At 66.5% G+C, this 26,261-nt stretch carries 29 protein-coding genes and 4 tRNA genes; 12 read left to right on the plus strand and 21 right to left on the minus strand.

Annotation, left to right across the window (positions count from 1 at the left end; all coding sequences use genetic code 11):
- Position 1: 1 nt before the first annotated feature.
- Together hemQ and N536_RS0105550 are read left to right on the plus strand one after the other, a co-directional pair.
- Positions 2 to 694, plus strand: a complete 693-nt coding sequence (gene hemQ / locus N536_RS0105545; protein WP_029112701.1) for a hydrogen peroxide-dependent heme synthase — start codon at positions 2 to 4, stop codon at positions 692 to 694.
- A 182-nt stretch (positions 695 to 876) separates the two neighbouring features.
- Entirely contained in the window at positions 877 to 3,213 is a 2,337-nt protein-coding gene (locus N536_RS0105550; protein ID WP_036435646.1) for a bifunctional diguanylate cyclase/phosphodiesterase, read from the plus strand.
- Here N536_RS0105550 and msrB read toward each other — a convergent pair.
- The 4 genes from msrB to N536_RS0105570 are packed head-to-tail and all read right to left on the minus strand — an operon-like array spanning position 3,176 to position 7,297.
- Complete coding sequence (gene msrB / locus N536_RS0105555) at positions 3,176 to 3,586, minus strand: peptide-methionine (R)-S-oxide reductase MsrB (RefSeq protein WP_029112703.1); 411 nt, start codon at positions 3,584 to 3,586, stop codon at positions 3,176 to 3,178. The two genes, N536_RS0105550 and msrB, sit on opposite strands and share 38 nt — an antisense overlap.
- Positions 3,583 to 4,857 (minus strand): arabinofuranan 3-O-arabinosyltransferase, encoded by a 1,275-nt coding sequence (gene aftC, locus N536_RS0105560; RefSeq protein WP_231514437.1) that lies wholly within the window; start codon positions 4,855 to 4,857, stop codon positions 3,583 to 3,585. The genes msrB and aftC overlap by 4 nt, the downstream gene beginning before the upstream one ends.
- 32 nt (positions 4,858 to 4,889) lie before the next feature.
- Positions 4,890 to 6,458, minus strand: a complete 1,569-nt coding sequence (locus N536_RS0105565; protein WP_036435648.1) for an alpha/beta hydrolase — start codon at positions 6,456 to 6,458, stop codon at positions 4,890 to 4,892.
- Between the two features lie 56 nt (positions 6,459 to 6,514).
- Positions 6,515 to 7,297, minus strand: a complete 783-nt coding sequence (locus N536_RS0105570; RefSeq protein WP_029112706.1) for a pyrimidine reductase family protein — start codon at positions 7,295 to 7,297, stop codon at positions 6,515 to 6,517.
- A gap of 34 nt (positions 7,298 to 7,331) precedes the next feature.
- On the opposite strand from N536_RS0105570, the gene zapE reads away from it, so the two are divergent.
- The gene (zapE, locus tag N536_RS0105575; RefSeq protein ID WP_029112707.1) at positions 7,332 to 8,384 is read left to right on the plus strand and encodes a cell division protein ZapE; all 1,053 of its coding nucleotides are present in this window, start codon (positions 7,332 to 7,334) and stop codon (positions 8,382 to 8,384) included.
- On the opposite strand, the gene N536_RS0105580 is transcribed toward zapE, so the two are convergent.
- From N536_RS0105580 to N536_RS0105595, 4 genes are all read right to left on the minus strand, one after another.
- On the minus strand, positions 8,360 to 8,890 hold the full coding sequence (locus N536_RS0105580) for a GNAT family N-acetyltransferase (RefSeq protein ID WP_029112708.1): 531 nt from the start codon (positions 8,888 to 8,890) through the stop codon (positions 8,360 to 8,362). The genes zapE and N536_RS0105580 overlap by 25 nt on opposite strands.
- Positions 8,891 to 8,896: 6 nt before the next feature.
- A complete protein-coding gene (locus N536_RS0105585) occupies positions 8,897 to 9,421 on the minus strand; it encodes a hypothetical protein (RefSeq protein WP_029112709.1) in 525 nt (174 codons plus the stop codon).
- 64 nt (positions 9,422 to 9,485) lie between these two features.
- Entirely contained in the window at positions 9,486 to 9,908 is a 423-nt protein-coding gene (locus tag N536_RS0105590) for a PPOX class F420-dependent oxidoreductase (RefSeq protein WP_029112710.1), read from the minus strand.
- 29 nt (positions 9,909 to 9,937) lie between these two features.
- Positions 9,938 to 10,675: a Clp protease N-terminal domain-containing protein gene (locus N536_RS0105595; protein WP_029112711.1), complete on the minus strand. Its 738-nt coding sequence runs from the start codon at positions 10,673 to 10,675 to the stop codon at positions 9,938 to 9,940.
- Between the two features lie 150 nt (positions 10,676 to 10,825).
- Between N536_RS0105595 and N536_RS0105600 the strand changes: the two genes are divergently transcribed.
- On the plus strand, positions 10,826 to 11,134 hold the full coding sequence (locus tag N536_RS0105600) for a DUF732 domain-containing protein (protein ID WP_029112712.1): 309 nt from the start codon (positions 10,826 to 10,828) through the stop codon (positions 11,132 to 11,134).
- Between the two features lie 22 nt (positions 11,135 to 11,156).
- Here the strand turns inward: N536_RS0105600 and N536_RS0105605 are convergent, their stop codons facing one another.
- Together N536_RS0105605 and N536_RS0105610 are read right to left on the minus strand one after the other, a co-directional pair.
- Positions 11,157 to 11,810 carry a DedA family protein gene (locus N536_RS0105605; protein WP_029112713.1) on the minus strand — a complete coding sequence of 218 codons (654 nt, stop codon included), beginning with the start codon at positions 11,808 to 11,810 and terminating at the stop codon, positions 11,157 to 11,159.
- 71 nt (positions 11,811 to 11,881) lie between these two features.
- On the minus strand, positions 11,882 to 12,052 hold the full coding sequence (locus N536_RS0105610) for a CsbD family protein (RefSeq protein WP_029112714.1): 171 nt from the start codon (positions 12,050 to 12,052) through the stop codon (positions 11,882 to 11,884).
- 136 nt (positions 12,053 to 12,188) lie between these two features.
- Here N536_RS0105610 and N536_RS42070 point away from each other — a divergent pair, with 136 nt between their 5' ends.
- Positions 12,189 to 12,347, plus strand: a complete 159-nt coding sequence (locus N536_RS42070) for a hypothetical protein (RefSeq protein ID WP_155948435.1) — start codon at positions 12,189 to 12,191, stop codon at positions 12,345 to 12,347.
- Positions 12,348 to 12,568: 221 nt separating this feature from the next.
- Here N536_RS42070 and N536_RS0105620 read toward each other — a convergent pair whose 3' ends face one another.
- The 3 genes from N536_RS0105620 to N536_RS0105630 form a co-directional block, all read right to left on the minus strand.
- The gene (locus N536_RS0105620) at positions 12,569 to 13,279 is read right to left on the minus strand and encodes a cutinase family protein (protein WP_029112715.1); all 711 of its coding nucleotides are present in this window, start codon (positions 13,277 to 13,279) and stop codon (positions 12,569 to 12,571) included.
- A gap of 130 nt (positions 13,280 to 13,409) precedes the next feature.
- The gene (locus N536_RS0105625; protein ID WP_029112716.1) at positions 13,410 to 14,555 is read right to left on the minus strand and encodes an RNA polymerase sigma factor; all 1,146 of its coding nucleotides are present in this window, start codon (positions 14,553 to 14,555) and stop codon (positions 13,410 to 13,412) included.
- Positions 14,556 to 14,579: 24 nt separating this feature from the next.
- Positions 14,580 to 14,987, minus strand: a complete 408-nt coding sequence (locus N536_RS0105630) for a YciI family protein (RefSeq protein WP_029112717.1) — start codon at positions 14,985 to 14,987, stop codon at positions 14,580 to 14,582.
- Between the two features lie 803 nt (positions 14,988 to 15,790).
- Here N536_RS0105630 and N536_RS0105635 point away from each other — a divergent pair.
- Positions 15,791 to 15,970 (plus strand): hypothetical protein, encoded by a 180-nt coding sequence (locus tag N536_RS0105635; protein ID WP_155948437.1) that lies wholly within the window; start codon positions 15,791 to 15,793, stop codon positions 15,968 to 15,970.
- Positions 15,971 to 16,021: 51 nt separating this feature from the next.
- On the opposite strand, the gene N536_RS0105640 is transcribed toward N536_RS0105635, so the two are convergent.
- On the minus strand, positions 16,022 to 16,318 hold the full coding sequence (locus N536_RS0105640; protein ID WP_029112719.1) for a hypothetical protein: 297 nt from the start codon (positions 16,316 to 16,318) through the stop codon (positions 16,022 to 16,024).
- A 318-nt stretch (positions 16,319 to 16,636) separates the two neighbouring features.
- Here N536_RS0105640 and N536_RS0105645 point away from each other — a divergent pair, with 318 nt between their 5' ends.
- Positions 16,637 to 17,044: a nuclear transport factor 2 family protein gene (locus tag N536_RS0105645; RefSeq protein ID WP_029112720.1), complete on the plus strand. Its 408-nt coding sequence runs from the start codon at positions 16,637 to 16,639 to the stop codon at positions 17,042 to 17,044.
- Here the strand turns inward: N536_RS0105645 and N536_RS0105650 are convergent.
- Entirely contained in the window at positions 17,032 to 19,662 is a 2,631-nt protein-coding gene (locus N536_RS0105650; RefSeq protein ID WP_231514439.1) for a LuxR family transcriptional regulator, read from the minus strand. The genes N536_RS0105645 and N536_RS0105650 overlap by 13 nt on opposite strands.
- A gap of 191 nt (positions 19,663 to 19,853) precedes the next feature.
- Here N536_RS0105650 and N536_RS0105655 point away from each other — a divergent pair, with 191 nt between their 5' ends.
- A complete protein-coding gene (locus tag N536_RS0105655; RefSeq protein WP_029112722.1) occupies positions 19,854 to 21,095 on the plus strand; it encodes a cytochrome P450 in 1,242 nt (413 codons plus the stop codon).
- Between the two features lie 231 nt (positions 21,096 to 21,326).
- On the opposite strand, the gene N536_RS0105660 is transcribed toward N536_RS0105655, so the two are convergent.
- The 4 genes from N536_RS0105660 to N536_RS42870 all read right to left on the minus strand — a co-directional run bounded on the left by N536_RS0105660 (position 21,327) and on the right by N536_RS42870 (position 22,224).
- Positions 21,327 to 21,401: transfer RNA gene (locus tag N536_RS0105660), tRNA-Val, on the minus strand.
- A 14-nt stretch (positions 21,402 to 21,415) separates the two neighbouring features.
- A tRNA-Cys gene (locus tag N536_RS0105665) sits at positions 21,416 to 21,486 on the minus strand.
- A gap of 29 nt (positions 21,487 to 21,515) precedes the next feature.
- A tRNA-Gly gene (locus tag N536_RS0105670) sits at positions 21,516 to 21,588 on the minus strand.
- 96 nt (positions 21,589 to 21,684) lie between these two features.
- Positions 21,685 to 22,224, minus strand: coding sequence for a DUF6636 domain-containing protein (locus N536_RS42870; RefSeq protein WP_231514425.1), 540 nt, complete (start codon positions 22,222 to 22,224; stop codon positions 21,685 to 21,687).
- Between the two features lie 115 nt (positions 22,225 to 22,339).
- Here N536_RS42870 and N536_RS0105680 point away from each other — a divergent pair.
- Positions 22,340 to 22,411, plus strand: a tRNA-Val gene (locus N536_RS0105680).
- 67 nt (positions 22,412 to 22,478) lie between these two features.
- Here N536_RS0105680 and N536_RS0105685 read toward each other — a convergent pair.
- A complete protein-coding gene (locus tag N536_RS0105685; RefSeq protein ID WP_029112724.1) occupies positions 22,479 to 22,895 on the minus strand; it encodes a hypothetical protein in 417 nt (138 codons plus the stop codon).
- 52 nt (positions 22,896 to 22,947) lie between these two features.
- Entirely contained in the window at positions 22,948 to 23,436 is a 489-nt protein-coding gene (locus tag N536_RS0105690; protein ID WP_036435544.1) for a DUF6319 family protein, read from the minus strand.
- A 253-nt stretch (positions 23,437 to 23,689) separates the two neighbouring features.
- Between N536_RS0105690 and N536_RS0105695 the strand changes: the two genes are divergently transcribed.
- From N536_RS0105695 to N536_RS0105705, 3 genes are all read left to right on the plus strand, one after another.
- Entirely contained in the window at positions 23,690 to 24,031 is a 342-nt protein-coding gene (locus N536_RS0105695; RefSeq protein ID WP_029112726.1) for a hypothetical protein, read from the plus strand.
- 222 nt (positions 24,032 to 24,253) lie between these two features.
- Positions 24,254 to 24,748 (plus strand): NfeD family protein, encoded by a 495-nt coding sequence (locus N536_RS0105700; RefSeq protein WP_029112727.1) that lies wholly within the window; start codon positions 24,254 to 24,256, stop codon positions 24,746 to 24,748.
- Positions 24,749 to 24,782: 34 nt separating this feature from the next.
- Positions 24,783 to 26,252, plus strand: coding sequence for a flotillin family protein (locus tag N536_RS0105705; protein WP_029112728.1), 1,470 nt, complete (start codon positions 24,783 to 24,785; stop codon positions 26,250 to 26,252).
- Positions 26,253 to 26,261 lie beyond the last annotated feature (9 nt).

Raw genomic sequence — 26,261 nt, forward strand, 5'->3', positions numbered from 1 at the left:
CATGGCCAAGCTCGACTACGACGCCCTCAATTCCATGACCCGATACATGATGATCTCGGTGTTCGCCGTTCAGCCGGAGGCGTTGGGGGACGAGCGGGCTGGGTTGGTCGACGAGATCTCGACGTTCCTCAAGCAACAGGAGGACGGCGGGGTGGTGGTTCGCGGCTTGTACGACGTGGCGGGCTTCCGTGCCGACGCCGACTTCATGATGTGGACGCACGCCGAGCGTGTGGAGGATCTGCAGGCGACGTACCGGGCGTTCCGGCGCACGACGCTGGGCCTGGCCAGCGAGCCGGTGTGGAGCGTGGTGGCGCTGCACCGTCCCGCCGAGTTCAACAAGAGCCACGTCCCGGCGTTCATCGCGGGCGAGGATCCGGGCGACTACCTGTGCGTCTATCCGTTCGTCCGGTCGCTGGAGTGGTACCTGCTGCCCGACGACGAGCGGCGCAAGATGCTCGTCGAGCACGGCATGGCGGGCCGCGAGTACCCGGACGTGCGGGCCAATACGGTGCCTGCGTTCGCGCTGGGGGACTACGAGTGGATCCTCGCGTTCGAGGGACCCGACCTCGGCCGCATCGTCGAATTGATGTGGAAGCTGCGATACACCGACGCGCGCCGCCACGTCCGCGAGGAGACGCCGTTCTTCACCGGACCGCGGGTCGGCGTGGAGGAACTCGTCGCGCGGCTGCCTTAGCAGAGTTTGCTGAATCGTCGATTCGGCATGGCTGGCCGAGCCCGTGTCACCTTGTTCGGCAATCGCAGAACCTCGCAAATCCGGCCGCATGACATCGAATAATCGCGAGTCTGCAACGAGCGGTCCGCTGAGTTGTCCACCGATGTCAGCCAACAGCGATATGTTGCTGCTAACCTTTGCTGATGTCGAAGGTCGCGTGGGTCGTGAGCTTCGCGACTGTGACGGCAATCGGCCTGGCGGCATGGTTGACAAGGGGATGGGGCGGCGAGGCGACCGTCCGAGTAGTTGACGTCGTCGGACTGCTGAGTTTTGCGGTGTTCTCCGCGTTCTGCGCGGTGTTGGCGGCGCGCTCGGCGCAGGGCAGGCAACGCATCGCGTGGATCTGCCTGACCTTCGGTCTGCTCGGATGGGTTGCGGGTGACGCCCTCTCGGGCTACTACGAACTGGTCCTCGAGCAGGAGATTCCGTTCCCATCGCTGGCCGACGCCGGCTACCTGATGTTTCCCTTTGGTGCGTGCCTGGCGTTGGTGTTGTTTCCCACCGGGTATTCGCGACAGTCCCGCGCCCGTCTCGTCCTCGACGGCCTGATCATCACCTGCGCCTTCTTCGAGGTGTCCTGGTTGCTCGTCCTTCAGGACGTGTACGAAGCGGGCGGTGAGACCGCGCTCGCACTGGCGGTTTCGCTGGCGTATCCAGTGAGCGACCTCGTCGTCGTCACCGTGGCTCTGTTGGTGCTGGGTCGGGCGCAAACGAGACACCGCGTGACCTTGAGCTTGCTGCTGATCGGCAACGTGTTGAACGCATTGTCGGACAGCGCTTACGTGTTCGTAGCGGCCCACGAGGCGCACGTCAGTGCCAACGTCATCGACGTCGGCTGGGTGGCGGCATTGGTGGCGCTTGGCAGCGCCGCGTTGGTCAGTCGACAGGCTCCCCATCCCGACGACCATGCGGTGGAGGTGCCCTCGCAGGCATCGCTGTGGTTGCCGTATCCGCCCTTGGCGCTGGCCGTGCTGGTGTGCCTACTGACGTTCATGCCCTCACCCCGTCTGGGCCCAATACTCGTCACGTCGCTTCTGCTCGTGGTCCTGGTTCTGGCACGGCAATACATCGTGGTCGGCCAGAACCAGCGGCTCTTGGCTCTGGTGGCCGATCAGGCATTGCGCGATCCCCTGACTGGCCTGGCAAACCGGGCGTTGTTCAACGACCGCCTGACGCATGCGATGCAACTGCACCAGCGAGACCAGCAGTCGGTGGCGGTGATGTCGTTGGATCTCGACGACTTCAAACTCGTCAATGACAGCCTCGGGCATCCCGCGGGAGACGCCTTGCTGATCCTCGCGGCCGAACAGATAGTCGGCTGCGTGCGGACGGGAGACACGGTCGCCCGGCTGGGCGGCGACGAATTCGCCGTGTTGATGGAGGGCCGAGCCGACCACGCAAGGCTTGTCGCGCATCGAGTGTTGAAGGCATTCGATCGCCCGTTGCCCGTCGAGGGGCACGACCTGCTGCTGCGACCGAGCATCGGACTTGCCGTGGCGTCCGCCGGCGACCCCGAGGTCTCCGCCGACGTGCTGCTGAAGCAGGCCGACATTGCCATGTATTCGGCCAAGAGGTCGCGGACCGGTGGTGTGCAGACCTTCACGCCCGACATGCACTTGATCGGCCCGAGCGAGCTGGGTCTGGCCAGGGAAGTCAGTGAAAGCGCAGCACGCGAGGGAGCGGTCGCGGTGAGGCTGCTGGGTCAACTGCGCCACGCGATCGACAACCTGGGCTTGACCGTCGTCTACCAGCCGAAGTTCGACCTGCGCGACGGGAAGATCGTCGGCGTCGAGGCATTGGTTCGGTGGCCACACCCGGAACGCGGCCTGCTGGGTCCGGACCACTTCCTGCCACTGGTCCGCGAGCACGGTTTGATGCACTCCGTCACCGAACTCGTGCTCGCCCAGGCTCTCGACGATGTCGCCCACTGGCATTCGCAGGGTGTCGGAGTGCCGATTGCGGTCAACGTCTTCGCACCGTCATTGGGCGACCTCGATCTGCCGAACCGAATCGTGCATGCCCTCACCGAACGTGACCTGACACCAGATGTGCTGACGATCGAGATCACCGAAGACCTTCTGCTGGACAACATGGACCGGACCCGGATGGTGCTCGACAGCTTGCGAGAGCACGGGATGCGCGTCGCGATCGACGATTTCGGCAGCGGCTATTCGGCGCTGTGGTATCTACGTGACCTGCCGATCGACGAAGTGAAGCTCGACCGGGACTTCATTGCGTCGATCCTCGTGGATCCGCGGGCCGCAGCGATCGTGGAGGCAGTCCTTGATCTGGCCCATCTGCTCGGCGTGGCAACCGTTGCAGAGGGCATCGAGAACGAGGCAACGGCGGTCAGGCTGCGCGAGTACGGCTGCCAAGTCGCCCAAGGGTTTTACTTCAGCCCGCCGCTCACGGCGTCGGAGCTGTTCGAGCTCCTCTCGTCGACTAGTCCGCCGGCACCAGTTTCAGTGAAATCGAGTTGATGCAGTAACGCTGATCGGTCGGCGTTGGGTAACCCTCGCCCTCGAACACGTGGCCCAGGTGGCTGTGGCAGGTGGCGCACACCACCTCGATGCGCGTCATCCCCAGCGACTCGTCGCGCCGCAGGATCACCGCATCGGAGTCGGCCGGGTCGAAGAACGACGGCCAGCCGCAATGGGATTCGAACTTCTCGGTGCTGCGGAACAACTCGGCGCCGCACGCCCGGCATTGGTAGACGCCTTCGGTCTTGGTGTCGGTGTACTCGCCGGTGAATGGCCGCTCGGTGCCGGCCTGCCGCAATACCGCGTACTCCTCCGGGCTGAGCTTCTTGCGCCACTCGTCGTCGGTCAGCTCGATCTTCGGCTGAGAAGTCATGCCTTCACGCTAGCGCGCTCTCGGTCCTCCGTCAGCCATGCCGGATCGATGCCCTCGTCGAGCCGTCCCTCGGCCTTGGCGTCGAGGTAGCGGAAGTACAGCACGCAGAACACCACGACCAGCATCAGCGACCAGCCGTACGTGATCCGCAGATACTCCAGTGCGCGTCCCGTCGTCGGCCAGTGCCCGAGCAGCCACCTGTCCATGGTCATGAAGCCGTAGATCGCCAGCCACGCCACCCAATTGCGAATCACCGAGTTGGGCAGCACCACCGTCATCAGGAACGGGAACAGCATCATCGAGTAATAGCCCTGACCCAGCGCGGTCACCAGGAACGTCGCGATCAGCAGCACGCCCGACGACGTCAGCATCCAGAACAGCGGGTCGCGCTCCCGGTAGTAGCGGTACAGCAGCCACAGACTCCCGACCGCGAGCAACCCGAAGACGATGCGCAGCAACAGGATCAGCCACTCGGGCAGGCCGTAGTAGATGCCGTTGCCCTGGATGGAGCTGTTGAAGTAGTCGCGGGTGGAGAGGATGTAGGGCACCGTGTTGCGGACGAAGTCCATCGGGTTGCTCACCAGCGGCCACGCGGCGGCGTTGAAGGCCACGGGTACCAGGAAGGCCGGAACCAGCGCGCGCCACTGCCGGTTCAGCAGCGGCAGCAGCAGCAGCGGCGCCAGCGAGGGTTTGACCACCAGCGTCAGGCCGATGGCCACGCCGGCCAGCCACTGGTGGTTGACCTTCCCGTCGAGCAGCCACCGGAAGAACAGCACCTCGCAGAGCAGGATGCAGCCGTTGATGTTGGTGAAGACCAGTGTGCTGGTGACGCTCTCGGTGCAGAACATCGCCAGCAGCAGCGCGGGCGCGGCGACCGAGGCCATCGAGAACTTGAACAGCCGCAACAGGAAGTAGGCGGCCAGCAGGATCGCGATGGTGTTGAACGTGATGAACCAGTACCGCGACGCGTCGACCGGCAGGTAGCCGAACGGCGCCAGCAGCAGGGTCCCGCCGGGCGGATACAGGTAATGGGGGTCTACGTAGTCGAAGTGCTCGTTGTAGATGTCCCAGCCCATTTTGAAGTTGACGACGGCACGGTAGACCGGCCCGAAGTCGTCGGTGATGTAGCCGTTGGTGGCCAGCACGTAGCTGCGATGGATGATCGACAGGATCGCGATGGGCCACAGCACCGACCGCAGCACGGTCGCCGCATTCGATGGGGAGGTTCGGGGCCCGAAGGCGCTGCGCAGAGAGTCGGGTACCGCCACCAGCGCACCCTATAACGGCGCTGATGGGCCGCTGACTAGGCGGGGCAGTACGTGTCGGTGGCAGGCAGGTTGCCCGACTCGAGGTACCCGAGCACGGGCGGCAGCGCGCAGGGCGTGTACACGATGGCGCCGTGGCCGATGCCCTGCCACATCACGCGGCGGTTCTGTGCGCCGGCGTTGATGATGGTGGCGGCGACGGCGGCGACGCCCTCATTGCCGACGATCGGGTCGTTCTGCACGCCGAGCAGCAGCACGGGAATCTTCAGGTCCTTGGGGTCCTGCGGCGGTGATCCGCTGGGCCAGTTCAAGCACTTCACCAGGTTCAGTGCTCCGACGCTGCCGAACTGCGGGTACAGCTTGCCCCAGGCGACCACCAGTTCGCGGACCCGGTCGGGGGTGGGGCGGTTGAGGGCGTCGCTGCAGGAGTTCACGAACTGGCCGTCGCTCTGGCGAAGCGTCTCGGCCTGGTTGATCAGGCTGTTGAGTTGGTTGTCGTCGCCGTCGCGGGCGGCGGCCAACGTACTGGCGAGCGCCGTGGTGGAGCTGGCCCGGTCGCCCCGCGGGAACCCGAGCGCGGTGGAGATGGCGTCGGCCAGGGTGGCCACCGAGACGCCGCCGGGCCCGCCGCCGTTCCGCGCGGCTTGCATCATGGCGTCGATCGCGCCCTTCGGATCGGGTCCCAGCGGGCAGTTGGCGGCGGAGCACTGCGCGGCGAACGCATCCAGCGCGGCCTGCTGGCCCTTGACCCTCTGTTCGGCGGCCGCCTCGGCGGCGATGGCCAGCGGCAGCGGTGAGTCGAGGATCAACCGCGACACCTTGTTCGGATGCGAACCGGCGTAGGCGAGGGCCACTTGCGCGCCGTTGCCGATGCCGAGCAGAGCCAGCGTCGGCACGTCCCAGGTGCTGCGCAGCCGCTCGAGGTCTTCGGCGGCGTGCGCGTTGTCGTAGGCCGAGTCGCCGGGCGCGATGGTGTCGGTGCAGCTCGTGGTGGCGGTCTGCACGATCGCGCCCAGGTTGGCGACCGGGTCGTCGCCGGACTCGAACTGCGCCTGGTCGAGCATTTCCTGCCGGTCGAACAGGTCCCGGCAGTCCAGTTCACCGGACATGCCCATGCCGCGGCGGTCCACCGAGACGATGGGATGCGTCTTCAGTACGTCGGTTCCGTTGCGCGACAGCCACACTGGCAGTTGCACCGATGACGGCAGGTCGGAGCCGGTGGTCATCACCAGGGGGCCGGCGTCGGGAGGGGTGGCCGCCGACGTGGCCTTGACGACGCCGATGCTCAGGGTGCCGGTGGCGCCGTTGAGAGAATCGAGGTCGGCGTCGTAGTTCGCGCACTTCAGCGATACGCCGGGCAGAGCCTGCACGCCGGCGTCGGTGAACACCCGCGAGGTGCAGTCCCGCCACGACAGGTCGTTCTTGGGCGCGGCGATCGCAGGCGGGCCTGGCTTGGTGCTGGTGGTCTGCTGCTGGCCCTGGGGATGGGCCCCGGAGTCGGTGGCGTACCGCGGGTTTGCGGCCAACCCGGGTGCGCAACCGGCGACGACGACCGACGCCACGGTCGACAGGCACAGGGCCCGGAGTAGCTGACGAGGCCGACGCATGGTGACCACAGTAGCGATCGCCGGTCGGTGTCCCGGCCAGCCGCCACCCGCGGTACTCAGTTGGCCTTGACGTATCGGGTGTAGAGGTAGCCCTCGTCGTCGGTGAGGAGATGGCTACGACGCATCCTGGTGTGCGATTCGCCCGACCCGGTGGCGATCCGTCGGGCCTGCCCGCCCACCAGCAGCGGCGCAAGGGTCACGCACAGTTCGTCGAGCAGGTCGAATTCGATGAAGAGGCTCAGCAGCGACGGGCCACCCTCGGTGAGGACGCGACGCAGGCCCCGACCGTTCAGGATGTCGAGGATGGTCGCGGGGTCGGCCCGGTCGGAGTGGCGCCCGGAGGCGTCGACCACCTCGGCGAGCGTGCCGAACCGTCGTCGCGCGTCGGCCACCGTTTCGCGGCAGGTCATGATCAGCGGAGGCACCTCGGCCCGGGTGAACAGCTTGGCGTCGTGCTCGAAGTCGGCGCTGTGGGTGACGACGGCGATGGGCGGCACCTCGGCCTGGCCCCGCATCTGCCGGTCCTGCCGCTGCGTGGCGGACATCTGGGCGCCGGAGTAGTTCTCGATGCGCACCGTGGCCGCGCCGACGAGGATGACGTCGGCCTCCTGACGCATCCGCGCGAACAGCGCGCGATCGCCGGGACCGGCCAGGCCGCCGGCCTTGCCGTCGTCGGTGGCGCCACCGTCGAGGCTGGCGATCATGTTGGCCCGCACCCAGCAGCGCTCGAGGTTCTCGGGGTAGGAGTACATCGCCGCGAGGCGGGTGTCGTCGGTGTCGAACGTCGCTCCGACCGTACCGAGCTCTGTGAGCTGTGTCGCAGGGTCGGGATCGGGCACGGGGTCAATTTCAACACGTCGATAAGGTGCCTGCATGCACGGGTCCAGCGCTGTCGCTCATCTGACCGATCGACATCCCAGCGTGACGCCCGAACGGCTCATCGCGCAGCTGGTGCCGCCGCCGACGTTCGCCGACGTCGGATTCGACACCTATCGCCCGGATCCGGCCGAGCCGTCGCAGACCGCGGCGGTGCAGGCGTGCCGCCAATTCTGCGAGCAGGCCATCCAGCGGCGGGCCGGCAAGAAGAAGTTGTTCGGCAAGCGCGAGGTGCTGCCGGGCGTCGGCGTGTACCTCGATGGCGGGTTCGGCGTGGGCAAGACGCACCTGCTGGCGTCGACCTACTATGACCTCGCCGCCGCCGATGCCGGGCCTGCGGCGTTCGCGACGTTCGGCGAAATCGCCCAGTTGGCAGGGGTTTTCGGCTTCGTCGAGTGCATCGAACTGCTCGCCGACTACGTCGTGGTGTGCATCGACGAATTCGAGCTCGACGATCCGGGCAACACGACGCTGATCTCGCGGTTGCTCTCGCAACTCGTGGAGCGCGGCGTGTCGATTGCGGCGACGTCGAACACGTTGCCTGAGCAGTTGGGGGAGGGCCGGTTCGCCGCGCAGGACTTCCTGCGCGAGATCAACACGCTGGCGAAGATCTTCACCACGGTGCGGATCGAGGGGCCGGACTACCGGCATCGCGACCTGCCGCCGGCCCCGCAGCCACCGACCGACGACGAGGTTCGTGCCGGCGCGGCCGACGTGCCGGGCGCGACGCTCGACGACTTCGACGCGCTGTGCGCTCATCTGGCGACGATGCATCCGTCGCGCTACCTGGCGCTCATCGAGGGCGTGACGGAGGTCTTCGTCACGGGGCTGCACGTCCTCGACGACCAGAGCGTGGCGCTGCGGCTGGTGTCGCTGACCGACCGCCTCTACGACGCCGGCATCCCGGTGGTGGCGTCGGGCGCCAAGGTGGACGCGATCTTCAGCGACGAGATGCTGGCGGGTGGGTTCCGCAAGAAGTACCTGAGGGCCAAGTCGCGTCTACTGGCGTTGACCCACGCCGGTCGTCAGAGCGGTCGCACCAGCACGTAGTCGTTCTCGATGCCTTCGCCCAACCGGAACGTCTTGGTGCCGGCGGCCGCGAAGCCATGTTTGGCGTAGAACCGTTGGGCGCGTTGGTTTTCCTGGTTGACGCCCAGCCACACGCAGGCGGCGCCCAGTTCGCGCGCCTGTTCCACTGCCGCCGACATCAGGGCGGCCGAGACGCCCGCGCCGTGTGCGTCGGGCAGCACGTACATCTTGGACAGCTCGACGGCCGGCCGCAGCGGCACGGCGCGCTGGACGTCGGCGTCGTCGGGGACACCACGAATCAGCATGGCGTATCCCACGATTCGCTCCGATACGCGTGCGGTCAGCACTGCGCGATCGGGGTCGGTGAGGTACTCGGAGAACCGGGCCTGCGACAGGTGGTCGGCAATGAATGCCGCGACGTTGTCCGGCGTGGCACTCGGCGGGCACGCCAGCGGGAAGGTGCGTGCCGCGACGTCGGCCAGTTCGGGGAGGTCGCGCTCAGTCGCGGAGGCGACCTGGGCAGTCATGGTGCCTCAGGGTAGCGGCGTTCCCGGCTGCCAGATGTTCCACTGCGCGAGATGGGTGCCCGTCTGCGGGTTCAGCAGGACGACGTTGGTGACGAGGTCGCGGTAGACCTGCCAGTACACGGCACCGTTGACCGTCGAGCCGGGCGGCGCGTTCTGCAGCGCGTACTGCAGGGCGTCGGGGGCGTCGGTGTTCTTGGGCGCGTACGCGTCGGCGTAGGGGGTGACGCCGTTGAAGGAGAACGCGATCGCCGTGATGAACGGGTTCGGTGCCGAGATGACGTGGACGGTGATCGGCGCGCGCCACGGCCCGCCCTGATCCCGCCAGCGCGGCGAGCCGGTCGGCGTGTAGCCGGGGGGAGGGTCGGTGGGCAGGACGTCGTGCACGGTCACGTCGGCGACGATGCCCTTGTATTCGACGCGCAGCGTGTCACCGAGGTTGCCGATGGGTGTTCCCGCGGCGGCAGCCGGCGGCGCCACTCCCAGGCCCACGGCCGCGACCAGGGCGACGAGAAGTGCGGTCCAGCGACTCATGTTCCCCTCCTTTGCTGACTCGCATCTTGGCACACCGCCGCGGCGGCCAGGAAGGGATCGGCGGTCAGGAGGCCCAGGGACCGAGGCCGCCCACCTTCTCGATGCGGATCCGGGTCAGCAGCCCTGCCGGCGAATTGGGTGGCGGGAAGTGCTCGCTCGAGCCGAGCATCGCTTCGGCCAGCTCGGTGAGCAGCTCCGGCGCGCCGCCCTCGACGATCCGCGCCGTCCCGGTGATCGACAGATACTGCGTCTGCTGGCCAGGGACGGCGGGAGCGAGGATGGTGGCCGCCACGCGCGGGTCGCGGCGGACGTTGCGGGTCTTCCGATACTCGTAGAGGTGTGCGCTGACGAGTTCGTCGCCCTCGGGCGTCGACTGCAGTGCCACCCAGACCAGCGAAGCGTGCGGACTGCCGTCGGAGTTGATGGTGACCAGCGTGGCGTCGGCGCCGTTTCCGATGAGCGCGCGGGCGGAGTCGTCGAGTTTCATGTACGTGTTCTACCGCGCGAGCGCCGATTTCATTCCTTTTTGCCTTCGACGATCGACTGCAACGCCGCGACGAGCTCGTCCTCGACCCGCTGCTTGTCGACGCCGAGTGCGTGCAGGGGGCCGTCGCCGTCCTCGGCCTCGAGCAGTGCGAGGAGGATGTGTTCAGTCCCGACGTAGTTGTGCCCCAGGCGAAGTGCCTCGCGGAACGTCAGCTCCAGCACCTTGCGCGCTGAACCGCTGAACGGGATCAGCGCAGGCATTTCGTCGACGGCAGGCGGCAGCGTCACCGAGGCGGTGGCGGCGTCCGCGTCGACGCCCTGGCCGGCGAGCAGCCGCGCGGCCAGTGAGTCCGGGTCGGTGAACAACGCGAGCAGCAAATGCGCGGGCTGGATCTCGTTGTTGCGCGCCGCATACGCCTTGTTCTGCGATTCGACGACCACGCTGCGCGCCCGCGGCGTGAACCGGTTGAACCCTTCGTTCGGATCGATCGGGTCCGCCTTGTCGAACGGACCGGCCTTCGGGACGAACCGCTTTTGTGCGGCCTGCTTGGTGACGCCCATGCACTTGCCGATCTCGGTCCACGAGGCGCCGGAGCGGCGGGCCTGATCGACGAAGTGGCCGATCAGGTGGTCGGCGACCTCGCCGAGCGCTTCGCCCGCGAGCACGGCGTCGGTCAGCTGTTCGAGTGGTTCGTCGTGCACCTTCTTGATCGCGGTGATGAGGTCGTCGAGGCGGACGGGGTTGGTGATCTTGCTGGGTTCGGTCATGCGTCAACTCTAGGTTGACGCTGCGTGATCGTCAACCGCGAGTTGACGATCGGCGGCCCGTCGGGCGGCAACGGCATTTGTGACAAAAGACCTGTGCAACCGCCTGACCTGCCGTAACGTCCGCTCTCAGCAGATTGACAGGAGATTGCCATGCGCGGAAGTCTCGTTTTCTCACTGGTGGGGGCCGGTGTCGCGATGGCGACCTGTTTGGCATCCCCAACCCATGCCGATGGCACCGATGACGTCTTCATCGGGGTCCTCGACGACGAGGGCATCGCATACCCCTCCGCCAAGGAGGCGATCAAGGTCGCCGGGCAGGTGTGTGACCTTCTGGGACAGGGCAATTCGTTGCTCGACGCCACCAGGCAGGTCGCCAACGTGAGTGGCATGAGTGTCGAGGACAGCGGCTTCTTCGTGGGCGCGGCGACGGCGTCTTACTGCCCGTCCGAGTCGCCCTAGTACCTCGCGGCGCTTCACGAATTCAGCGGTGGCGCAGGGTTTCCCAGTCGTGTTCGTCCTCGAGCTTGGCGATCGCGTGCGCGGTGCGTTCCTTCAGTAGGAAGGTGGCGATCGCGCCGATCACGATGGCGACGACGAGCGCGACCCAGGAGAACCGGGACAGCCATTTCTCGGCGGCCAGTCCGAGGTAGTAGACGACGGCGGTGGTGCCGCCGGCCCAGAACACTGCGCCAGTTGCGTTGGCGGCCAAGAAGTGTGGGTACGGCATCTTCAGCGCGCCGGCCAGCGGCCCGGCGAATATCCGCAGGAGTGCGATGAAGCGGCCGAAGAACACCGCCCCGACACCCCACCGCGCGAACAACTGCTTGGCCAGCGCGACGTGGCCGGGGCCGAAGTGCTTCGGGAAGCGCCGTCCCAACCGCTCGAACAGTCCCATGCCGTAGCGGTGGCCGATGCTGTAGCCGATGGTGTCTCCGACGATCGCCCCGATGGTCGCTGCTGCGCCGACGCCGACGGGACTGATGTCGAGCGTGTGCCGCGAGGCCAGCAGGGCGGCGCTGACGAGTGCGATCTCGCCGGGCAGCGGAATGCCCAGGCTTTCCATGCCGATGATCACCCCGACCACCAGGTACACCGCGATGGGCGGGATGGTCTGCAGCAGGGAATCGACGTCCACGCAGCCAAGGATGCCTCATGACTCGGCCCGTCACCCCCAGGATGACGGGCCGAGCACCGGGCGTGGCGCGATTACTTGAACGCGTCCTTCACCTTCTCGCCTGCGTCCTTCAGATTGGCCTTCACCTGGTCGAGCTTGCCCTCGTCGCGGGTCTGCTTGTCGGCGCTGGCGTTTCCGAGCGCCTCCTTGGCCTGACCGCCCAGGTTCTGGGCCTTGTTCTTTGCCTTGTCGACGGCACTCATTTGCATGTCCCTTCACTGGATGTCGGTACCGAGTGAGGGTTCCTCTCGGTGTGCGTGCCGAAACCCGTCGCGGCCCTCCGCACTTGTTCCTTGTTTTCCCACGGTCGATGGGGCCGTTTGCGTCATCATTGGCGAGGTGAAGCTGAACATCGCACGCCCTTCGGCCGACGCTCCGCAGTCGATGGCGCTCTACGAAAAGCTGCGCAGCCACGGCGACGAGGCGTTGTTGGCCGAAATCATCAGTGGCCTATTCACCATCGTTGCCGGACTCGAGGCTGCGAGCCGCGCCGACTAACGCCGGGACCCGCAGCGACTCCGACCAGGGGATGCGCGTCGACGTCGGGGCGTTCGCGTGCGTGGTAGTCAAGCGGCGGAGCAGTGCCTTCTCGTGAGCGACGACTGCCTGTGCGTATTGCATGTTCATTGCGACCGCTCCTCTGCTTCCCGCGGCCTTCGTGGCTGCGTTCACATGTAGGAGCGACGGGCGGAGGAGATTCCGACAACTTTTGGCGGGGTTTACAGGTGACTTACGGCGAAGGCCGCGGCGTCGTTGGTCATGCCGTTCATGCCGTACATGGCGTGGGCGATGGTGGGGCCGCCGCCGGGCGCGCCGTTGCAGATGGTGTCGCCGGGATCGCACAGGTCGATGGTCTTGGGTACGTACAGCGGGCCGATGTCGATGGGCGGCGCGTCGTACTGGCGCAGGAACTCGCCCGACGGCTTGCCGAAGAGGGCGACGGCCGCAACGTGGTTGGCGACCGACGAGGGCATCGGGTTGGGGATGTACTGGCGGTAGGAGGCAGGTACGGCCTCCGGGACGGCAGCAGCGGTGACGAAGCCGGCGACGACGGCGCCCTGGGAGTAACCGCCGAGCACGATCCTGGTGTTCGGACAGTTCGCCGCCGTGGATTCGACGTGGGCACCCGCGTCGCGAATCCCGTCGACGACCGTGCCGGCGAAGACTTCGCGGTTGTCGAATTCACTGCTGGCCAGATAGTTGACCGGATACACGCTGACCGACCGGTTGCCGGCTTGCGCGCGCAGTGCATCGACGAACGCTTGCCCGATGCCGCCGACACCGGGCGCCTCACCGGTGCCCCGGGCGAACACCACCTCGACGTCGGGACACGGCTCGGCGGACGCGGGTGGGGCGGCCGCGCCGATGAGCGCTGCCCACGCGGTGACCACCACGGCGCCAAGGGAATGAGTGATGCGACGAGCCCTCATGTGAACTCCTCCGACTGATTGGGTGCTGCATTCACTGACCCAACCAGTCAGCGGGCGCGGATTCTCGGGTGCCGTCGCCGTCCACCTGGTACCCGGACGTTTGCTGGCGAAACCAAGATCGCCGACGGGCTCACCCGCGCAGTGCTTGACTGATCCGGGCCGCCTGCAGCGTGAGGTGATGGCGTTCGGCGAGGTTGGACGCGGACCGGGCGGCATCGGCATACAACCGGGCCGCGGTGACGAGGTCGCCCGCCTTCTCGTGGAGGTACGCGGAGGCGGCGGTGTGGCGGGGAAGGCTCGGATCGACGTCGGCCAGGGCCGCGAGGCCTGCTCCCGCGCCGTCGGCCTCGCCGATCGCGACGGCCCGATTGAGTTGCACGACAGGGCTTTCGGTGAGCCGGAGCAGCTCGTCATACCAGCTGACGATCTGCACCCAGTCGGTCTCCTCGGCGCGCTGGGCGTCGGCGTGCAGGGCAGCGATCGCCGCCTGCGCCTGGAACTCGCCAAGCCGGTCGCGGCTCAGTGCCTTCTGCAGAGTGGCGACGCCCTCGGCGATGAGCGAGGTGTCCCAGCGCGCGCGGTCCTGCTCGGCCAGCGGAATGAGGCTGCCGTCGTCTCGGGTCCGCGCAGCCCGTCGCGCGTGGTGCAGCAGCATCAGCGCCAGCAACCCGGCGGTCTCGGGGTCATCGCTCATCGCCGCCAGCTGGCGGGTGAGCCGGATCGCCTCGGCCGCCAGGTCGACGTCGCCGGTGTAGCCCTCGTTGAAGATCAGATACAGCACGCGTCGCACCGTCGTCAGGTCGCCCGGCTCCGAGAACCGCACGTCGCGGACGGTGCGTTTCGCCCGGCTGATCCGCTGCGCCATCGTGGCCTCCGGCACGAGGTAGGCCTGGGCGATCTGCCGGGTGGTCAGGCCGCCGACGGCGCGCAGCGTGAGGGCTACCGCGGACGCCGGGGGCAGCGACGGGTGCGCGCAGAGGAAGAAGAGGTGCAACGTGTCGTCGGCGGCCTCGGTCGGCCCGGGCGGCGGCTCGACCGCGATCCGCTGTTCGCGGTCGCGGCGCGCGGCCTCCGCGCGGTGCCCGTCGAGGAACTTGCGCCACGCCACGGTGACCAGCCAGCCCTTCGGGTCGGCGGGCTGATCGTCCGGCCAGGTTTGCGTGGCTTGGATGAGTGCTTCCTGCACGGCGTCCTCGGCCGTCGCGAAGTCGACTCCGCGGCGGACGAGGACGCCGATCACCGCGGGAGTCAGCTCCCGCAGCAGCAGTTCGTCCATCACCTCAACGGCCCGGGAGTCCGGTCACTCGGTGACGGTCGGGTGTGCGCCGAGGAACGGGCGCAGCTCGAGCCATTCGTGGATCGGCTTGCCGCCGGCTCCGGGGGCGGCGGACAGCTCGCCGGCGAGTTCGAGGGCGCGCTCGTAGGTGTCGACGTCGATGATCATCCAGCCGGCGATCAGGTCCTTGGTCTCCGCGAAGGGGCCGTCGGTGACGGGCGGCCGGCCCTCGCCGTCGTAGCGGACGAACGTGCCCTCGGGGGAGAGCGCCTGGCTGTCGACGTACTCGCCGGTGCCCTGCAGGCGGGCGGCGAAATCGTTCATGTACTTCAGGTGGTCCTCGACCTCCTGCGGGGTCCACTGGTCCATCGGAACGCCGTTGACCGCCTCGGGGGCGCCGCGGTAGTGCTTGAGCATCAGGTACTTCGCCATTTTGGTCTCCCTTCGTGCGGTCCCGGTGGCCGCATCCACCCCTGGGACGGAGTCGCCAGGCCGTTCTCGACATCCTCGCGGAAGTTCTTTGGAAGATTTTCTGAGGGGGCGGGCGTGGGTCGATTAGCGATCCGATCGCCGCGCTTGTAGGGGCGACGTCCAGCTGAAAATGTCAGCTACGCGCATCCGGCCCGCCGGCAACGGGCTCGTCAAATCGCGATGTGGTGTGAGGCGAGCGTTGATGCGTAAGTGGAAGGCGCACTTCACGTGCTGTCCGAATCGTTGCACGGCAACGGGATTGAGCCAGTGCATACAGACCGGCGAGTCACTGTCTGGGCTGGTTGGAGAACGTCTGGCGTTGGTGAGCAGAATGCGCAGAAGCGCAAGAAGCTGCGGATACGCGGGTTGCGCGCACAAGCGAGCCACACCCGATGCACCGTCATAGCTTTGTCCCACAACGAAGTTCGTACGAGGCTTCCAATTGAGACGAAGGGCTACATCATGAATCGCTTACCAGTCATCGCAACCGTTGCAGCAGGGCTCCTGATCGCAGGTTTGCCGCCGGCGGTCGCTGCCGCCGCACCAGCTGCGTCGTGCGCTCAGTGGGCTTCAACGGCAACACTGCCCTTGCGTTGGAGGCAATAGGAGGAGACACGATCAGTTTCTCTGCGAACGGTCCCTCCCTTGGGGGTTTGGACCCGCTCAGCCCGGGCGGGTCCTATCAACCCCCGACCTTTGCCATTGACAGCGGATTCGGCGGCGGCCAGGTTCCGAGTCAGTTCATAGGCTCTGTGACCGGCGGGATGACCGGTGATCAGATCTCAGTCATGTTCACGTCGCCGCAGGTATCGATGCAACTGCGCGGGCAGGTCAGCCCGGACGGGTCCGCACACGGCACCGTCGGGGAAAACGGCGTCAAGTGGGATGCACGCTCCCCGCTGAAGTGCATGAGCACCGCGACGTCCGGAACGTCGTCTGCCTAAGCATCCGTTGGCCAAACCATTCCTTCGTATATGCCCGCGGCACCTCGGTGCCTAGAGTCGTTCCATTTCCCGGCCCATGCGTGCGTTGTCGATGTATGTGTAGCGCTTCGGGCAGTGAGAGCGCCGCGGGCGGGTATCGGCCGCCGACGTGGTAACCAGCCTCTGTAGGGCCGACACAGCAATGGAGGCCGCGTTGATCCACCAGTGCGTGGTCATCGGCTGCCGTAGCGTCGCCGCCGTGCTGAGCGCAACATCGTGTTCTGTGATGAGAATCGGCGCTCGTGACGGCGCTTCCTCGGGGAGACCGACGTTTTGTGCGCCAAGGTATGTCTCTCGTGTTGTGGTCATTTCGGCCCTCCTTGTGGTTCCGATCGATGTGCGATGAGGTGTCACCGGCGCCGACCCTCGCTTGTTTGCGATGGTCATGTCGGTGCTCAGTCGCTGTTGTCCGTGGAACGGTGGGTCCTGCCTCGACTGGGTGCTCCGTAACTGGAATCGTTGATCGTGCTGAGTTGGTCGATATCCGTAGTGCGCTACGGGTCTTTCGCTGCGTTGCGGCGTGGTAGCACGGATACGCAAACTCACGCCTGTCGCGGCTTTGCCGATTGGCCGACGACGACACGGACTAGCGGTAGCTTTGTGCCGGAATATGAGGGGGAGGCGGCGATGGATGACAGCCAGATGCAGGCGCTAGTCGATTCCCATATGCGGGCCGAAGGTCACGGCGATATCGACGGTGCGCTGGCCGTGTACGCCGACGATATTGAGCACGATGTCATCGGGTTCCCCAACAGTCCCAGCCACGGCAAGGATGGAGCGCGAGATTTCTACGTGTATCTCACCGCGAACTTCCGCGCCGAAAACTGGACGGTGCTGCACCGGTACGTGGCCGGTGACGCGATGATCCTGGACCAGGTTATGACGGGCACTGTCATCGGATCGCTGCTTGGGCTCGCCGGTCACGGACGGCGCATCACCTTCCGGATGCTGCACGTGTTCGAGTTCCGCGACGGGCTGATCAGCCGTGAGAATGTGTGGCTGGACGGGGCGGCGGTGGTTGATCAGTTGAGTTGATCCGAGCTGTTGTTGCGGCGTCGGTTCTGGCGACGAGGTATCAGTGCGGCGAGTTCGTCGCGGCTGGTGGTGCCGGTCTTGGTCATGGCCTTGTAGATGTGGTCTTCGACGGTGCGCACCGACAGGATCAGCCGTGCGGCGATGTCACGGTTGGACAGCCCCTCACCGAGCAGCGTCACGATTTCTCGTTCCCGGTTGGTCAGCGGCAACGGCTCGGCGGCCTGGCGAAGCGCCGGGGTGGCGGCGCCGCCGCATTGCTCGGCCAGCGCTTGGGCCCGCGTAGCGCATCCCAGTGCCGATCCGCGACGATCGTGGCCCCGGTAGGCGATGGCGGCGTGCGCGGCCGCATCAACGGCCGCGACCAGATCGCCCATCGCCTCGAATTGCTCTGATACCGCGGCTAATTCATCACCATCGTTGGCGTGCAAGGCTTCGGCGAACCGGGCGGCGATACGAGCACGCGGCCCCTCGACGATCGCTTCGAGCTGACGCAGCCGCGGCGCACTCGAACCGTCGCCGAACTGGGTGGCGGTCTGCAAACACGTCACCTCCGCGGCGAATTGCCCATTCTCAGAGCAGGTCTCGGCCGCACCCAACACGATCTTGATCGCCTCACTGACCGCACCCTGAGCAGCGGCCACCCATGCTTTCGCGATCGCATACTCATAATCGAGAAACCGCCAAGCTGGATGGCGGCTCTCGGCCAGGGTGGCAAGCGCGTCGCTGGCTTCCTCAACCAGTCCACGCATGGCGAGCGCAATCGTCAAAAGGATTTGGCATCGGTACTTCCAACCGGTGGTCTCACCCGGAGCGATCAACCACCGGTCAGCCACCGATTGCAGCAGGGCGCATGCGGTGTCGAGTTGGCCGGCGCCGAGGGCGACTCGACCTGTCAGTGCAGTGGCGAGTCGCGAATATGCATCGGCAGGAAGAGCGCTGTGATCGCGGACGTGGCGGGCGGGCCGCTGGGCTTCGGCTATCCGTCCGGCCAGCAGCTGTGCACTGGCTTGGGCGTCGGTGAGGATGAGGAAGGAGCGTATCGGGACGGAATATCCCGCCTCGGCGGTGGCGGCAGCCTCGGTGGTACGCCCCGAGCTTCCGGACGCCACGGCGATCGCCCACGCCGCGTGCCGTTTTGCCACGAGGTCAGGTAGTTGGTCCCAACTGAAGTTCTCGCAGGATGTTCGGGCTGCTTCCGGCATGCCCATAGCCGCCCAGTAGACGGCAAGAAATGCGTCGACGCAGCCTTGGGCTCCCGGCGTCGCAGTCCGCGCAGCGTCGTCGATGAGTTCCTTTGCGCCTTCGGGATCCGCGAGAACGAACATCCTGTTGGTGGCGCGTAGAAAGGCGAGTCTGGCACGCTCGACGTCGGTCAACTCGCGGGTGGTGATATCTGCGAGCACAGCGTCGGCCTCGAGGCCGCGGCCCACACACGATAAGCCGAAGGCGCGGACGAAGCTGGCTTCGGCTGCACCTCCACCCGCTATGGCTGCCTCCGCCAGGCGATCTGCTAGCGGCATATCCCAGAGCCAGACGGCGCCGCGGGCAGCCTGGATAAACAGGTCGGTATCGGGTTCGCGGTCGGAGTCGAGAGTCAATGCCGCCCTGCGTATCACGACTCGTGTGTCGTCGCGATCGTCGGATCCGGCAAGTTCGGCGGCGACGAGCCCCCGCAGTCGTCGCAGCCTCGTGGGGGCGGCTCGGCTGCGGCGTACCTCCCCATAGAGGGGGTGTCCGAGGCGTGCTTCTATCCGGTTTCCGACTTGATTGAGGGTGATGAGACCGCGCGTATCGGCCTGCTCGACGGTAGTCGGGTCGGTTATCCGGGTTAGTGATCCGAGTTCGATGGGTTCGCCGACCGCGAGGGCGTCGATTACGTCGCTGACCGGGGTGGGCAGGGCTCCGATGCGTTCTTCGATCAGGTCGACCAGGCTGGGCGGCACGACCGGGTCGCCGAGCCAGCGCCAATACCCTTCGCTTGGTGTGAGGCGTTGGTCGGCGACCTCTTGCTCGACGATGTTTCGGAGATATAGCGGGTTGCCACGGGTCAGGGTCCACAGACGCTCGACGGCCTGGGGATCTATTGGACCGCTCAACGTCGACGAGACTAGCGGGCCGATCTCCGCCTGGGCCAGCGGTTGCAGGTCGAGGCGGTCAAACTGGCCGGCTCTCCACAGCTCCCGCGTCCCCGCCGGAACCGGTTCACCGTCGCGGATGGTGAAGACCACCTTCGCGGCACGGCGCTGAATGATCTGATGCACAACGAACGTCGACAGATCATCGAGCAGGGGCACATCATCGACGCCGAGCACGACCGTCTCGCCTGGTGGTGTAGCAGTCAGGGCGGCGATCACGCCGCGGACCAAGTCGAGATTGTCACTGACCGCGGGTTCTGCCCATTGTGCGAGTGCACCCAACGGAAGTATCCGCGCTGAGGACGTCCCCACGATCCAACGGACAGCGCATCCCGTCGACGCGGCTGCATTGAGTGCTTCACGCGCGAGCCGGCTCTTACCCACGCCTGCGGCTCCGCAAACGATGATCCCGGACGAATCCGGATCCACGACCGCGGCATCGATACGCCGCAGTTCCCCCGAGCGGCCGGTCAACGGCCACATCAACCGCACCCCAACAGACTAGAACCGCCCACCACAGCACCGCCCAGCAACCGCCAACTAAACCAGTGACGGCCACGACGAAGAGATCCGTAGCTCACTACGGGTTTGTCCGAAGGGGAGTCGAGCAACGATGACGTCAGATACAGGCGACCGCTAATCCACTAACGACTCATTCGATCCGAGGGGCCATCATGACCGTCGACACCATCCCTACTCGCGGTTGCCCGAACGTCTTCGACGCGGGGCTCCCAATCCTGGCCTATGAGCACGTAGACAACCCAGACGAGGCCCACCGGCTCATCGCGCAGGCCCGCACTCGAGCACCGATCGCCATGGGCACCCACGGGCCGGAGCTGCTGACCCATGAACTGGTGCGAAGCGTGTTACGCGACCCACGATTCCGGATTCCGCAAGGCATGTTCCTTGCCTCCCAAGGCATCACAACTGGCCCGATTTGGGAGCGGGTCGCGACAAACCTGATCAGCCTCGATGGGGCCGAGCACCACCGGCTTCGCCGCCTCGTGTCCAAAGCGTTCACGCCGCGGGCCACAACGCGACTGCGCACGACGATCGTCGACGTGATCACCGATTTGGTTGACCGCTTCACCCCTGTCGGGCGTTGCGAGGTCGTCACCGACATCGCCCGCCAATACCCAATCCCGATCATCTGCGCACTGCTAGGCGCGCCGGCCGAGGACTGGGAGCTGTTTTCGGACTGGACTGATGACATCTTCAAGGCCTTCGACTGGGACGTCGCCGCCCATGAGAAGACCATCCTGACGGCGTGGGAACAACTCGACGCTTACGTCGACGATATGGTCGCCCACCGCCGCCACACACTGACCGACGACCTTACTTCCGAACTCATCCGCGCCGAGGACCACGGCGATCACCTCAATGGCGATGAGCTACGGATGCTGGTCGCGGGCCTGCTGATGGCCGGCACCGACACCACCCGAAACCAGCTGGCCGCCTCCGTGCACGCGCTGTGCGATCACCCCGACCAATGGGCACTGCTGGGTCAGCGTCCCGAACTCGCGACGAATGCGGTGGAGGAGACGATGCGGCATTCACCCATCGCAGGCTCCACTCTCAGGGTGGCACTCGAGGACGTCGAACTCGCCGGCGTATTGATCCCAGCTGGCACACTCGTCCTCGCCAACACCGCCGCCGCGAACCGCGACCCAGCCGTGTACGACGGCGCCGATCGCCTCGACATCACCCGTCAGGGCGCACCCGCCATGCAGACCTTCGGCGCTGGCGTGCACTACTGCCTCGGTGCGAACCTCGCCCGACTGGAGCTCGCCGAAGCCCTGGCCGTTATGGCGGAGCGCATGCCCAACGCCCACCGCACCGGTCCGGCGCCTTGGAAGCCGCTCACTGCACTGAGTGGACCCGTTACCCTACCGATCGAATTCGACACCGGGCACTAGTCATTTCCGACATCCTCGCGTCACGTTCGGATTCATCGGGAGTGGAGATAGCCAAGGTGCTTCAGAAGCGTCAATCGATTTTCGCGTACTTGGCCCAACATGTGGCGGTGGGATATCAATCGCGAGCAGGTCTGCGACCACCAAGGCGTGTCGCTTCGGGGGCGCCATCGCTTGAATATTGCTCGCGGTTTGCGAAGTGGGCTAGATACATGCCGGGAACTGCAAACTAACTGGTGCGCGATACTGGGATTGAACCAGTGACCTCTTCCGTGTCAGGGAAGCGCTCTCCCGCTGAGCTAATCGCGCCGGGACATTCTCGGAGGTGGAGACGGGAATCGAACCCGTGTGCACGGCTTTGCAGGCCGTTGCCTCACCACTCGGCCACTCCACCGCTGGGGTTTTGATGCCACTGCACCTTCGAGCGGATGACGGGATTCGAACCCGCGACCCTCACCTTGGCAAGGTGATGCGCTACCAACTGCGCTACATCCGCAATGCCACGGGCGAGATCGTCGCCCGTCGCGAACCGAAACGATAGTCCACCCGAGTGTGGCCGCACAAATCACCTCCACGCTCCGGGCGATCGCGATCAAAACACCCGATACGCCTCGCGCGCGATCGCGAAGCCGTGCCCGGACTTGGTGTCGCGGCACGTGATGCCCGATTCCGCGCTATCGCACCGCAGCACCCCGGCAGAGATCGACTCGCCGTAGGCAAGGGGCTCGCCGCCGCCCAGCGCAGTGTCGCCGGCGCACACGAATTCCGGCTCTTCGCCGGGGGAGAGCCCGATGCCTTGTCCGTAGTCGAACTCGCAGTCGGCCGGCCGGGGCGGGGGAGTCCAGTCACGCTCCAAGACGTCACAGCGTGCGTAGTGCGCGTCGATGAAGCAGCCGACGTTGCCGCTGGGCGACGTGAATCCGATGAGTTCGGACTCGTCCTCCTCGGGTTCGGTGGTGCCCGGCGCCTCCTTGGCGGTGGAGCCGGTCGACGACTCGACCGGCGCAACGTCGGCGGTGGTCGCCGGTCGCATCGAGGAGGTCGATGACGCGGTGACCGTGGCTGCGTCACCGCAACCGGCGAGCAGGCTCGCGCCGAGGCCGAGGAGGATAAGGCCAGCCCGCAGCGTCATGGCGGTGACCATACCGTCGCGATGTCGGTCGGGGTCGGTCGTCGCGATTCTCGGCCGCGACGCCGTCCGTGTTAATCTCTGACGTCCCATCGATCGTTGATCGGTGCGTCTCCCAGGTCTCGTAGCTCAGTGGGAGAGCGTCCGCCTCACACGCGGAAGGTCGCTGGTTCGATACCAGCCGGGACCACCCTTAACCCTCAGTCCGGCGGGCCCCGCCGAGGCTCGCACTCGGTGACGACCGACGCCCCTCACCGTCATGGCAACGGCGAACCCGGTTCGACTTCTATGGGATAGCGCGTCTCCTGCTGATCCAGATCCCGGGCAAGCCGCCAGGCCTCCTCCGGTGGGAGCGGTCGGATTTCGCCCAGCTGCTGGCGGGTGAGCTCCACTTCCACGGCGCACTCACTGGAGTGCTGCAGCAGAATCCAGCGCTTGCCGTCGCGCTCGAAGCGGCGAATCTGGCGGTAGTAGCTCAGCGCTCCGTCGTATACGTCGAGGACGTCTTCGGAACCGCCGTAAGTCCCGCTGTTGCTGCGAATGTGGTCGAAGTGCTCCAACTCGCGAGCGGGGAAGGCGAAATTCCGTGGATCGTATGCGGCGCGCACGATGATCCTCGATCCGTCGGGCTTGTCGACGAACCACTTCTGACGCTTACCGGCGAACTGAGTCATCGGCACTCGCTCTCGAGAGTGATGAGGCGAACCTAGGTCGCCGTGTCGACGATCAGCTTGCGCTATCGGGACCTGAATCGAGTTCGGCGAGGGCCTTGCGCGCGGCTTCCAGTTCGGCTTCGAGCGCGGCGACCTTCGCGGCCTGCTGCGCGCGCGCCGCTTCGATCACCTCGTCGATGGGCGTCGAGAGGTCCTCGTGCAGTTCCTTGGCCGCGCGAGAGACTGCGGCGGCGGCAACCGCGAGGTCGCGGGCGAGGAAGGTGGTGCCCTGCTTGAGCTCAGCGGTCCATTCGCCGTCGGCGGTACCGGTGACGGTGAGGGTCAGTTCCAGCGTCTTGGCCTTCTTGCCGGGTGACTTCCTGGCCGGAGCCTTCTTGGGCTTCTCTTCGGCGGAAGGCTCGGCGGCGGGCGCGGCGGGCGCGGCGGGCGCGGCGGGCGCCGGGGTGCTCTCCGGGGTGGAGGACTCGGCAGGGGAAACGAACATATCTGGAGTGTCGGAGTCGGTGGCCGGCGCTTCTGGTGCCAGAGTGTCTACAGTCATCGTTGCGGCGATCTCCTTCTGAATATCGCCCGCAGTGAGCGGGCTAGTCCATTAGAACACATGTTCGACGGGAGCCACACGTGGCGCTTCGTCAACACGCCGCCGGAGTTGGCGAAATGACGGGTTGACCTTCAGGTCGGGTGCACACAGGGATGTCGACCGAAATAGCTTCGGCGCCAGCGTTTTTCCGAGATGGGGGATCCGCAATGGTCTCCGGCATCAATGGCATGCAGTGACAGCGCGTACCGCGCCGATGAGGACCGCGGCAACGATCGTCGGCCTGGTCTGTGCCGTCGCCGCGCTGGTGCTGGCTTTCACGACGCACATGGACGTGTCGATGGCGGGCTTTCCCGATGGGCACCTCACCGACTACGACAAGGCCGTCAGTGTGCCGCTGCGGATCCTCGTGTGGGTGCTCGCGGGTTTCGGCGTGCTGTTTCTCGTTCTCGTCCTCGTGCCGATCAAGGCCAGGACGCGGACCGTCGGATTGCTCATCGCCGTACTCGCTTTCGCGATCGTCGCCATGGCGACAACCGTCGGCGTCCCGTGGTACTTCGGCACTCACCTGAATCTCGACAACGGAGTGGGCGGATAGTCGACCCGCGCCACCTCACCGACCGTCGGCGTGCGCCATCGCGTTGGGGTGGAGCCGATCTGGTTGCGAGCATCCGAACGCGACGTGTCGGACCGAATTGCCCGGATAAAAGTGTCAAACGACCCAGCCGAAACCCTCTAAGGTCGGGATCGTGCAACTGCAGCAACCTCACCATCCGGCCACTGCGGTCGCGCGCATCGAACCCGAACGCGAGGATCGGCGATGACCGTCCTGTTTCTCGCGGCGTTCGCCGTCGGCGCCCTTGGCGTCCTCTCGGCGCTGTTCTTCGACTTCGGGCACGGCGACGGTCTACCGTTCCTCAGCCTCACCTCGATGTCCGCGGCGCTGCTCGGCGCGGGCACCGGCGGGCTGGTGGCCGACTGGTCCGGTCTGGGCGACGTTGGCTCCGGCGTCGTTGCAGCCCTCAGCGCGGTGGCGCTGATCGCCGTACTGCACGCCGTCGTGATGCCGTATATCCGCCGCCAGCAAGCCAACTCACACCAGGGACGCGCGTCCTACATCGGACTGCTCGGCACCGTCACTCTCGAGCTACCCGCCGGCGGCTGGGGTGAGGTCAGCTTCGTCGACACCGGCGGCAACCGGGTCCGTGCCCGCGCCAAGAGCACCGAGACCGACCCGCTTCCGAAGGCGACCCCGGTCTACATCGCCGACGTCGACGCCGACTACATCCACGTCGTGGCCGTACCCGACCTCTGATTCCCTCGCTCGAAACCCACTGAAAGGCAACGTCGTGTCCACACTGCTCATCGTCATCATCGCCGTCGTCGCGGCGTTGCTGCTGCTCGTCGTGCTGCCCCTCGTCTACGTCAAGAACTACATCAAGGTGCCGCCCAACGAGGTGGCCGTGTTCACCGGCCGCGGTCAGCCCAAGGTGGTCCGAGGCGGTGCGCGGTTCCGTATGCCTGGGCTCGAACGGGTCGACATCATGAGCCTGGAACCGTTCAACGTCAGCATCAATCTGCAGAATGCGTTGTCCAACAACGGCGTACCCGTCAACGTCGAGGCGGTCGGGTTGGTCCGCATCGGCTCGGCCGACGAAGCCGTGCAGACGGCCGTGCAGCGATTCCTCACCTCCGACCTGCAAGCCCTGCAGAACCAGATCAACGACATCCTGGCCGGCAGCCTGCGCGGCATCACCGCCACCATGACCGTCGAGGACCTCAACTCCAACCGCGACACCCTGGCCCGCAGCGTGGTCGAGGAAGCCGGCAGCGACCTTGCCCGCATCGGCATGGAGGTCGACGTCCTCAAGATCGCCGGCATCTCCGACCGCAACGGATACCTGGAGTCGCTCGGTCAGCGCCGCATCGCCGAGGTCAGGCGCGACGCCGCGGTCGGCACCGCCCAGGCCGAACGCGACGCCCAGGTGCAGTCGGCCAAGGCCCGCCAGGAGGGGTCCATCGCCCAGGCCGAAGCCGACACGGCGATCGCGACCGCGAACCAGAAGCGCGACGTGGAGCTGGCCCGGCTGCGCGCGCAGACCGAGGCCGAGAACGCACAGGCCGACCAGGCCGGGCCGCTGGCGAATGCCCGCGCGCAGAAGGACGTCGGCATCGCCACCGAGCAGGCCGAGGCCGCGCGGGTGCAGGCCCGCACCGAGGTGGAGCAGCGGCGCAGTGAACAGGCCCAGGCCGCGTTGCAGGCCGACGTCATCGCCCCCGCGGAGGCGCAGCGTCAGGCCGATATCGCCCGCGCCGAAGGCATGCGCCAGGCCGCGATCCTGGCCGCTCAGGCCGAAGCCGAAGCAGCCCGTGTATCCGGGCAGGCCGCCGCCGACGCACGCAAGGCCGCCGCAGACGCGCTGCGCGTCGAACAACAGGCCGAGGCCGACGGCATCAAGGCCAAGCTGGTCGCCGAGGCCGCCGGTAAGACGGAGATCGCCGTCGCATTGAACAGCTACACCGCGGAAGCGGCCCGGCTGCAGACACTGCCCGACGTGCTCGCCGCCATGGTCAAGGCCACCGAGGCCGCGGCGATGCCGCTGGCCGAGATCGAGCGACTCTCGATCATCGGCGGACCCGACGATGCCCAGGGCGCACTCGGCGGTCTGCTCGGCATCAGTCCGCTGGCGGTGTCGAAGACGGTGGAGGCCCTCAAGTCCTCCGGCATCGACCTGCCTGCCATGCTCGCCAGCCGCTCCGGCGATACGGCTCCGACCGAGCCGACGACCAACTCACACTCGGTGCCCGCCGCCGATTGAGCGGCGGGC

It is taken from the genome of Mycobacterium sp. URHB0044 (genome assembly GCF_000620625.1).
Classification (GTDB): Bacteria; Actinomycetota; Actinomycetes; order Mycobacteriales; family Mycobacteriaceae; genus Mycobacterium.

What these genes read in the sequence shown, in the direction of transcription:
- hemQ (WP_029112701.1), top strand. Translation starts at nt 2, where the DNA reads ATGGCCAAGCTCGACTACGACGCCCTCAATTCCATGACCCGATACATG.
- N536_RS0105550 (WP_036435646.1), top strand. Translation starts at nt 877, where the DNA reads ATGTCGAAGGTCGCGTGGGTCGTGAGCTTCGCGACTGTGACGGCAATC.
- msrB (WP_029112703.1), bottom strand. Translation starts at nt 3,586, where the DNA reads ATGACTTCTCAGCCGAAGATCGAGCTGACCGACGACGAGTGGCGCAAG.
- N536_RS0105565 (WP_036435648.1), bottom strand. Translation starts at nt 6,458, where the DNA reads ATGCGTCGGCCTCGTCAGCTACTCCGGGCCCTGTGCCTGTCGACCGTG.
- zapE (WP_029112707.1), top strand. Translation starts at nt 7,332, where the DNA reads ATGCACGGGTCCAGCGCTGTCGCTCATCTGACCGATCGACATCCCAGC.
- N536_RS0105580 (WP_029112708.1), bottom strand. Translation starts at nt 8,890, where the DNA reads ATGACTGCCCAGGTCGCCTCCGCGACTGAGCGCGACCTCCCCGAACTG.
- N536_RS0105585 (WP_029112709.1), bottom strand. Translation starts at nt 9,421, where the DNA reads ATGAGTCGCTGGACCGCACTTCTCGTCGCCCTGGTCGCGGCCGTGGGC.
- N536_RS0105590 (WP_029112710.1), bottom strand. Translation starts at nt 9,908, where the DNA reads ATGAAACTCGACGACTCCGCCCGCGCGCTCATCGGAAACGGCGCCGAC.
- N536_RS0105595 (WP_029112711.1), bottom strand. Translation starts at nt 10,675, where the DNA reads ATGACCGAACCCAGCAAGATCACCAACCCCGTCCGCCTCGACGACCTC.
- N536_RS0105600 (WP_029112712.1), top strand. Translation starts at nt 10,826, where the DNA reads ATGCGCGGAAGTCTCGTTTTCTCACTGGTGGGGGCCGGTGTCGCGATG.
- N536_RS0105610 (WP_029112714.1), bottom strand. Translation starts at nt 12,052, where the DNA reads ATGAGTGCCGTCGACAAGGCAAAGAACAAGGCCCAGAACCTGGGCGGT.
- N536_RS0105620 (WP_029112715.1), bottom strand. Translation starts at nt 13,279, where the DNA reads ATGAGGGCTCGTCGCATCACTCATTCCCTTGGCGCCGTGGTGGTCACC.
- N536_RS0105625 (WP_029112716.1), bottom strand. Translation starts at nt 14,555, where the DNA reads ATGGACGAACTGCTGCTGCGGGAGCTGACTCCCGCGGTGATCGGCGTC.
- N536_RS0105630 (WP_029112717.1), bottom strand. Translation starts at nt 14,987, where the DNA reads ATGGCGAAGTACCTGATGCTCAAGCACTACCGCGGCGCCCCCGAGGCG.
- N536_RS0105635 (WP_155948437.1), top strand. Translation starts at nt 15,791, where the DNA reads ATGACCGGTGATCAGATCTCAGTCATGTTCACGTCGCCGCAGGTATCG.
- N536_RS0105640 (WP_029112719.1), bottom strand. Translation starts at nt 16,318, where the DNA reads ATGACCACAACACGAGAGACATACCTTGGCGCACAAAACGTCGGTCTC.
- N536_RS0105645 (WP_029112720.1), top strand. Translation starts at nt 16,637, where the DNA reads ATGGATGACAGCCAGATGCAGGCGCTAGTCGATTCCCATATGCGGGCC.
- N536_RS0105650 (WP_231514439.1), bottom strand. Translation starts at nt 19,662, where the DNA reads ATGTGGCCGTTGACCGGCCGCTCGGGGGAACTGCGGCGTATCGATGCC.
- N536_RS0105655 (WP_029112722.1), top strand. Translation starts at nt 19,854, where the DNA reads ATGACCGTCGACACCATCCCTACTCGCGGTTGCCCGAACGTCTTCGAC.
- N536_RS42870 (WP_231514425.1), bottom strand. Translation starts at nt 22,224, where the DNA reads ATGACGCTGCGGGCTGGCCTTATCCTCCTCGGCCTCGGCGCGAGCCTG.
- N536_RS0105685 (WP_029112724.1), bottom strand. Translation starts at nt 22,895, where the DNA reads ATGACTCAGTTCGCCGGTAAGCGTCAGAAGTGGTTCGTCGACAAGCCC.
- N536_RS0105690 (WP_036435544.1), bottom strand. Translation starts at nt 23,436, where the DNA reads ATGACTGTAGACACTCTGGCACCAGAAGCGCCGGCCACCGACTCCGAC.
- N536_RS0105695 (WP_029112726.1), top strand. Translation starts at nt 23,690, where the DNA reads ATGAGGACCGCGGCAACGATCGTCGGCCTGGTCTGTGCCGTCGCCGCG.
- N536_RS0105700 (WP_029112727.1), top strand. Translation starts at nt 24,254, where the DNA reads ATGACCGTCCTGTTTCTCGCGGCGTTCGCCGTCGGCGCCCTTGGCGTC.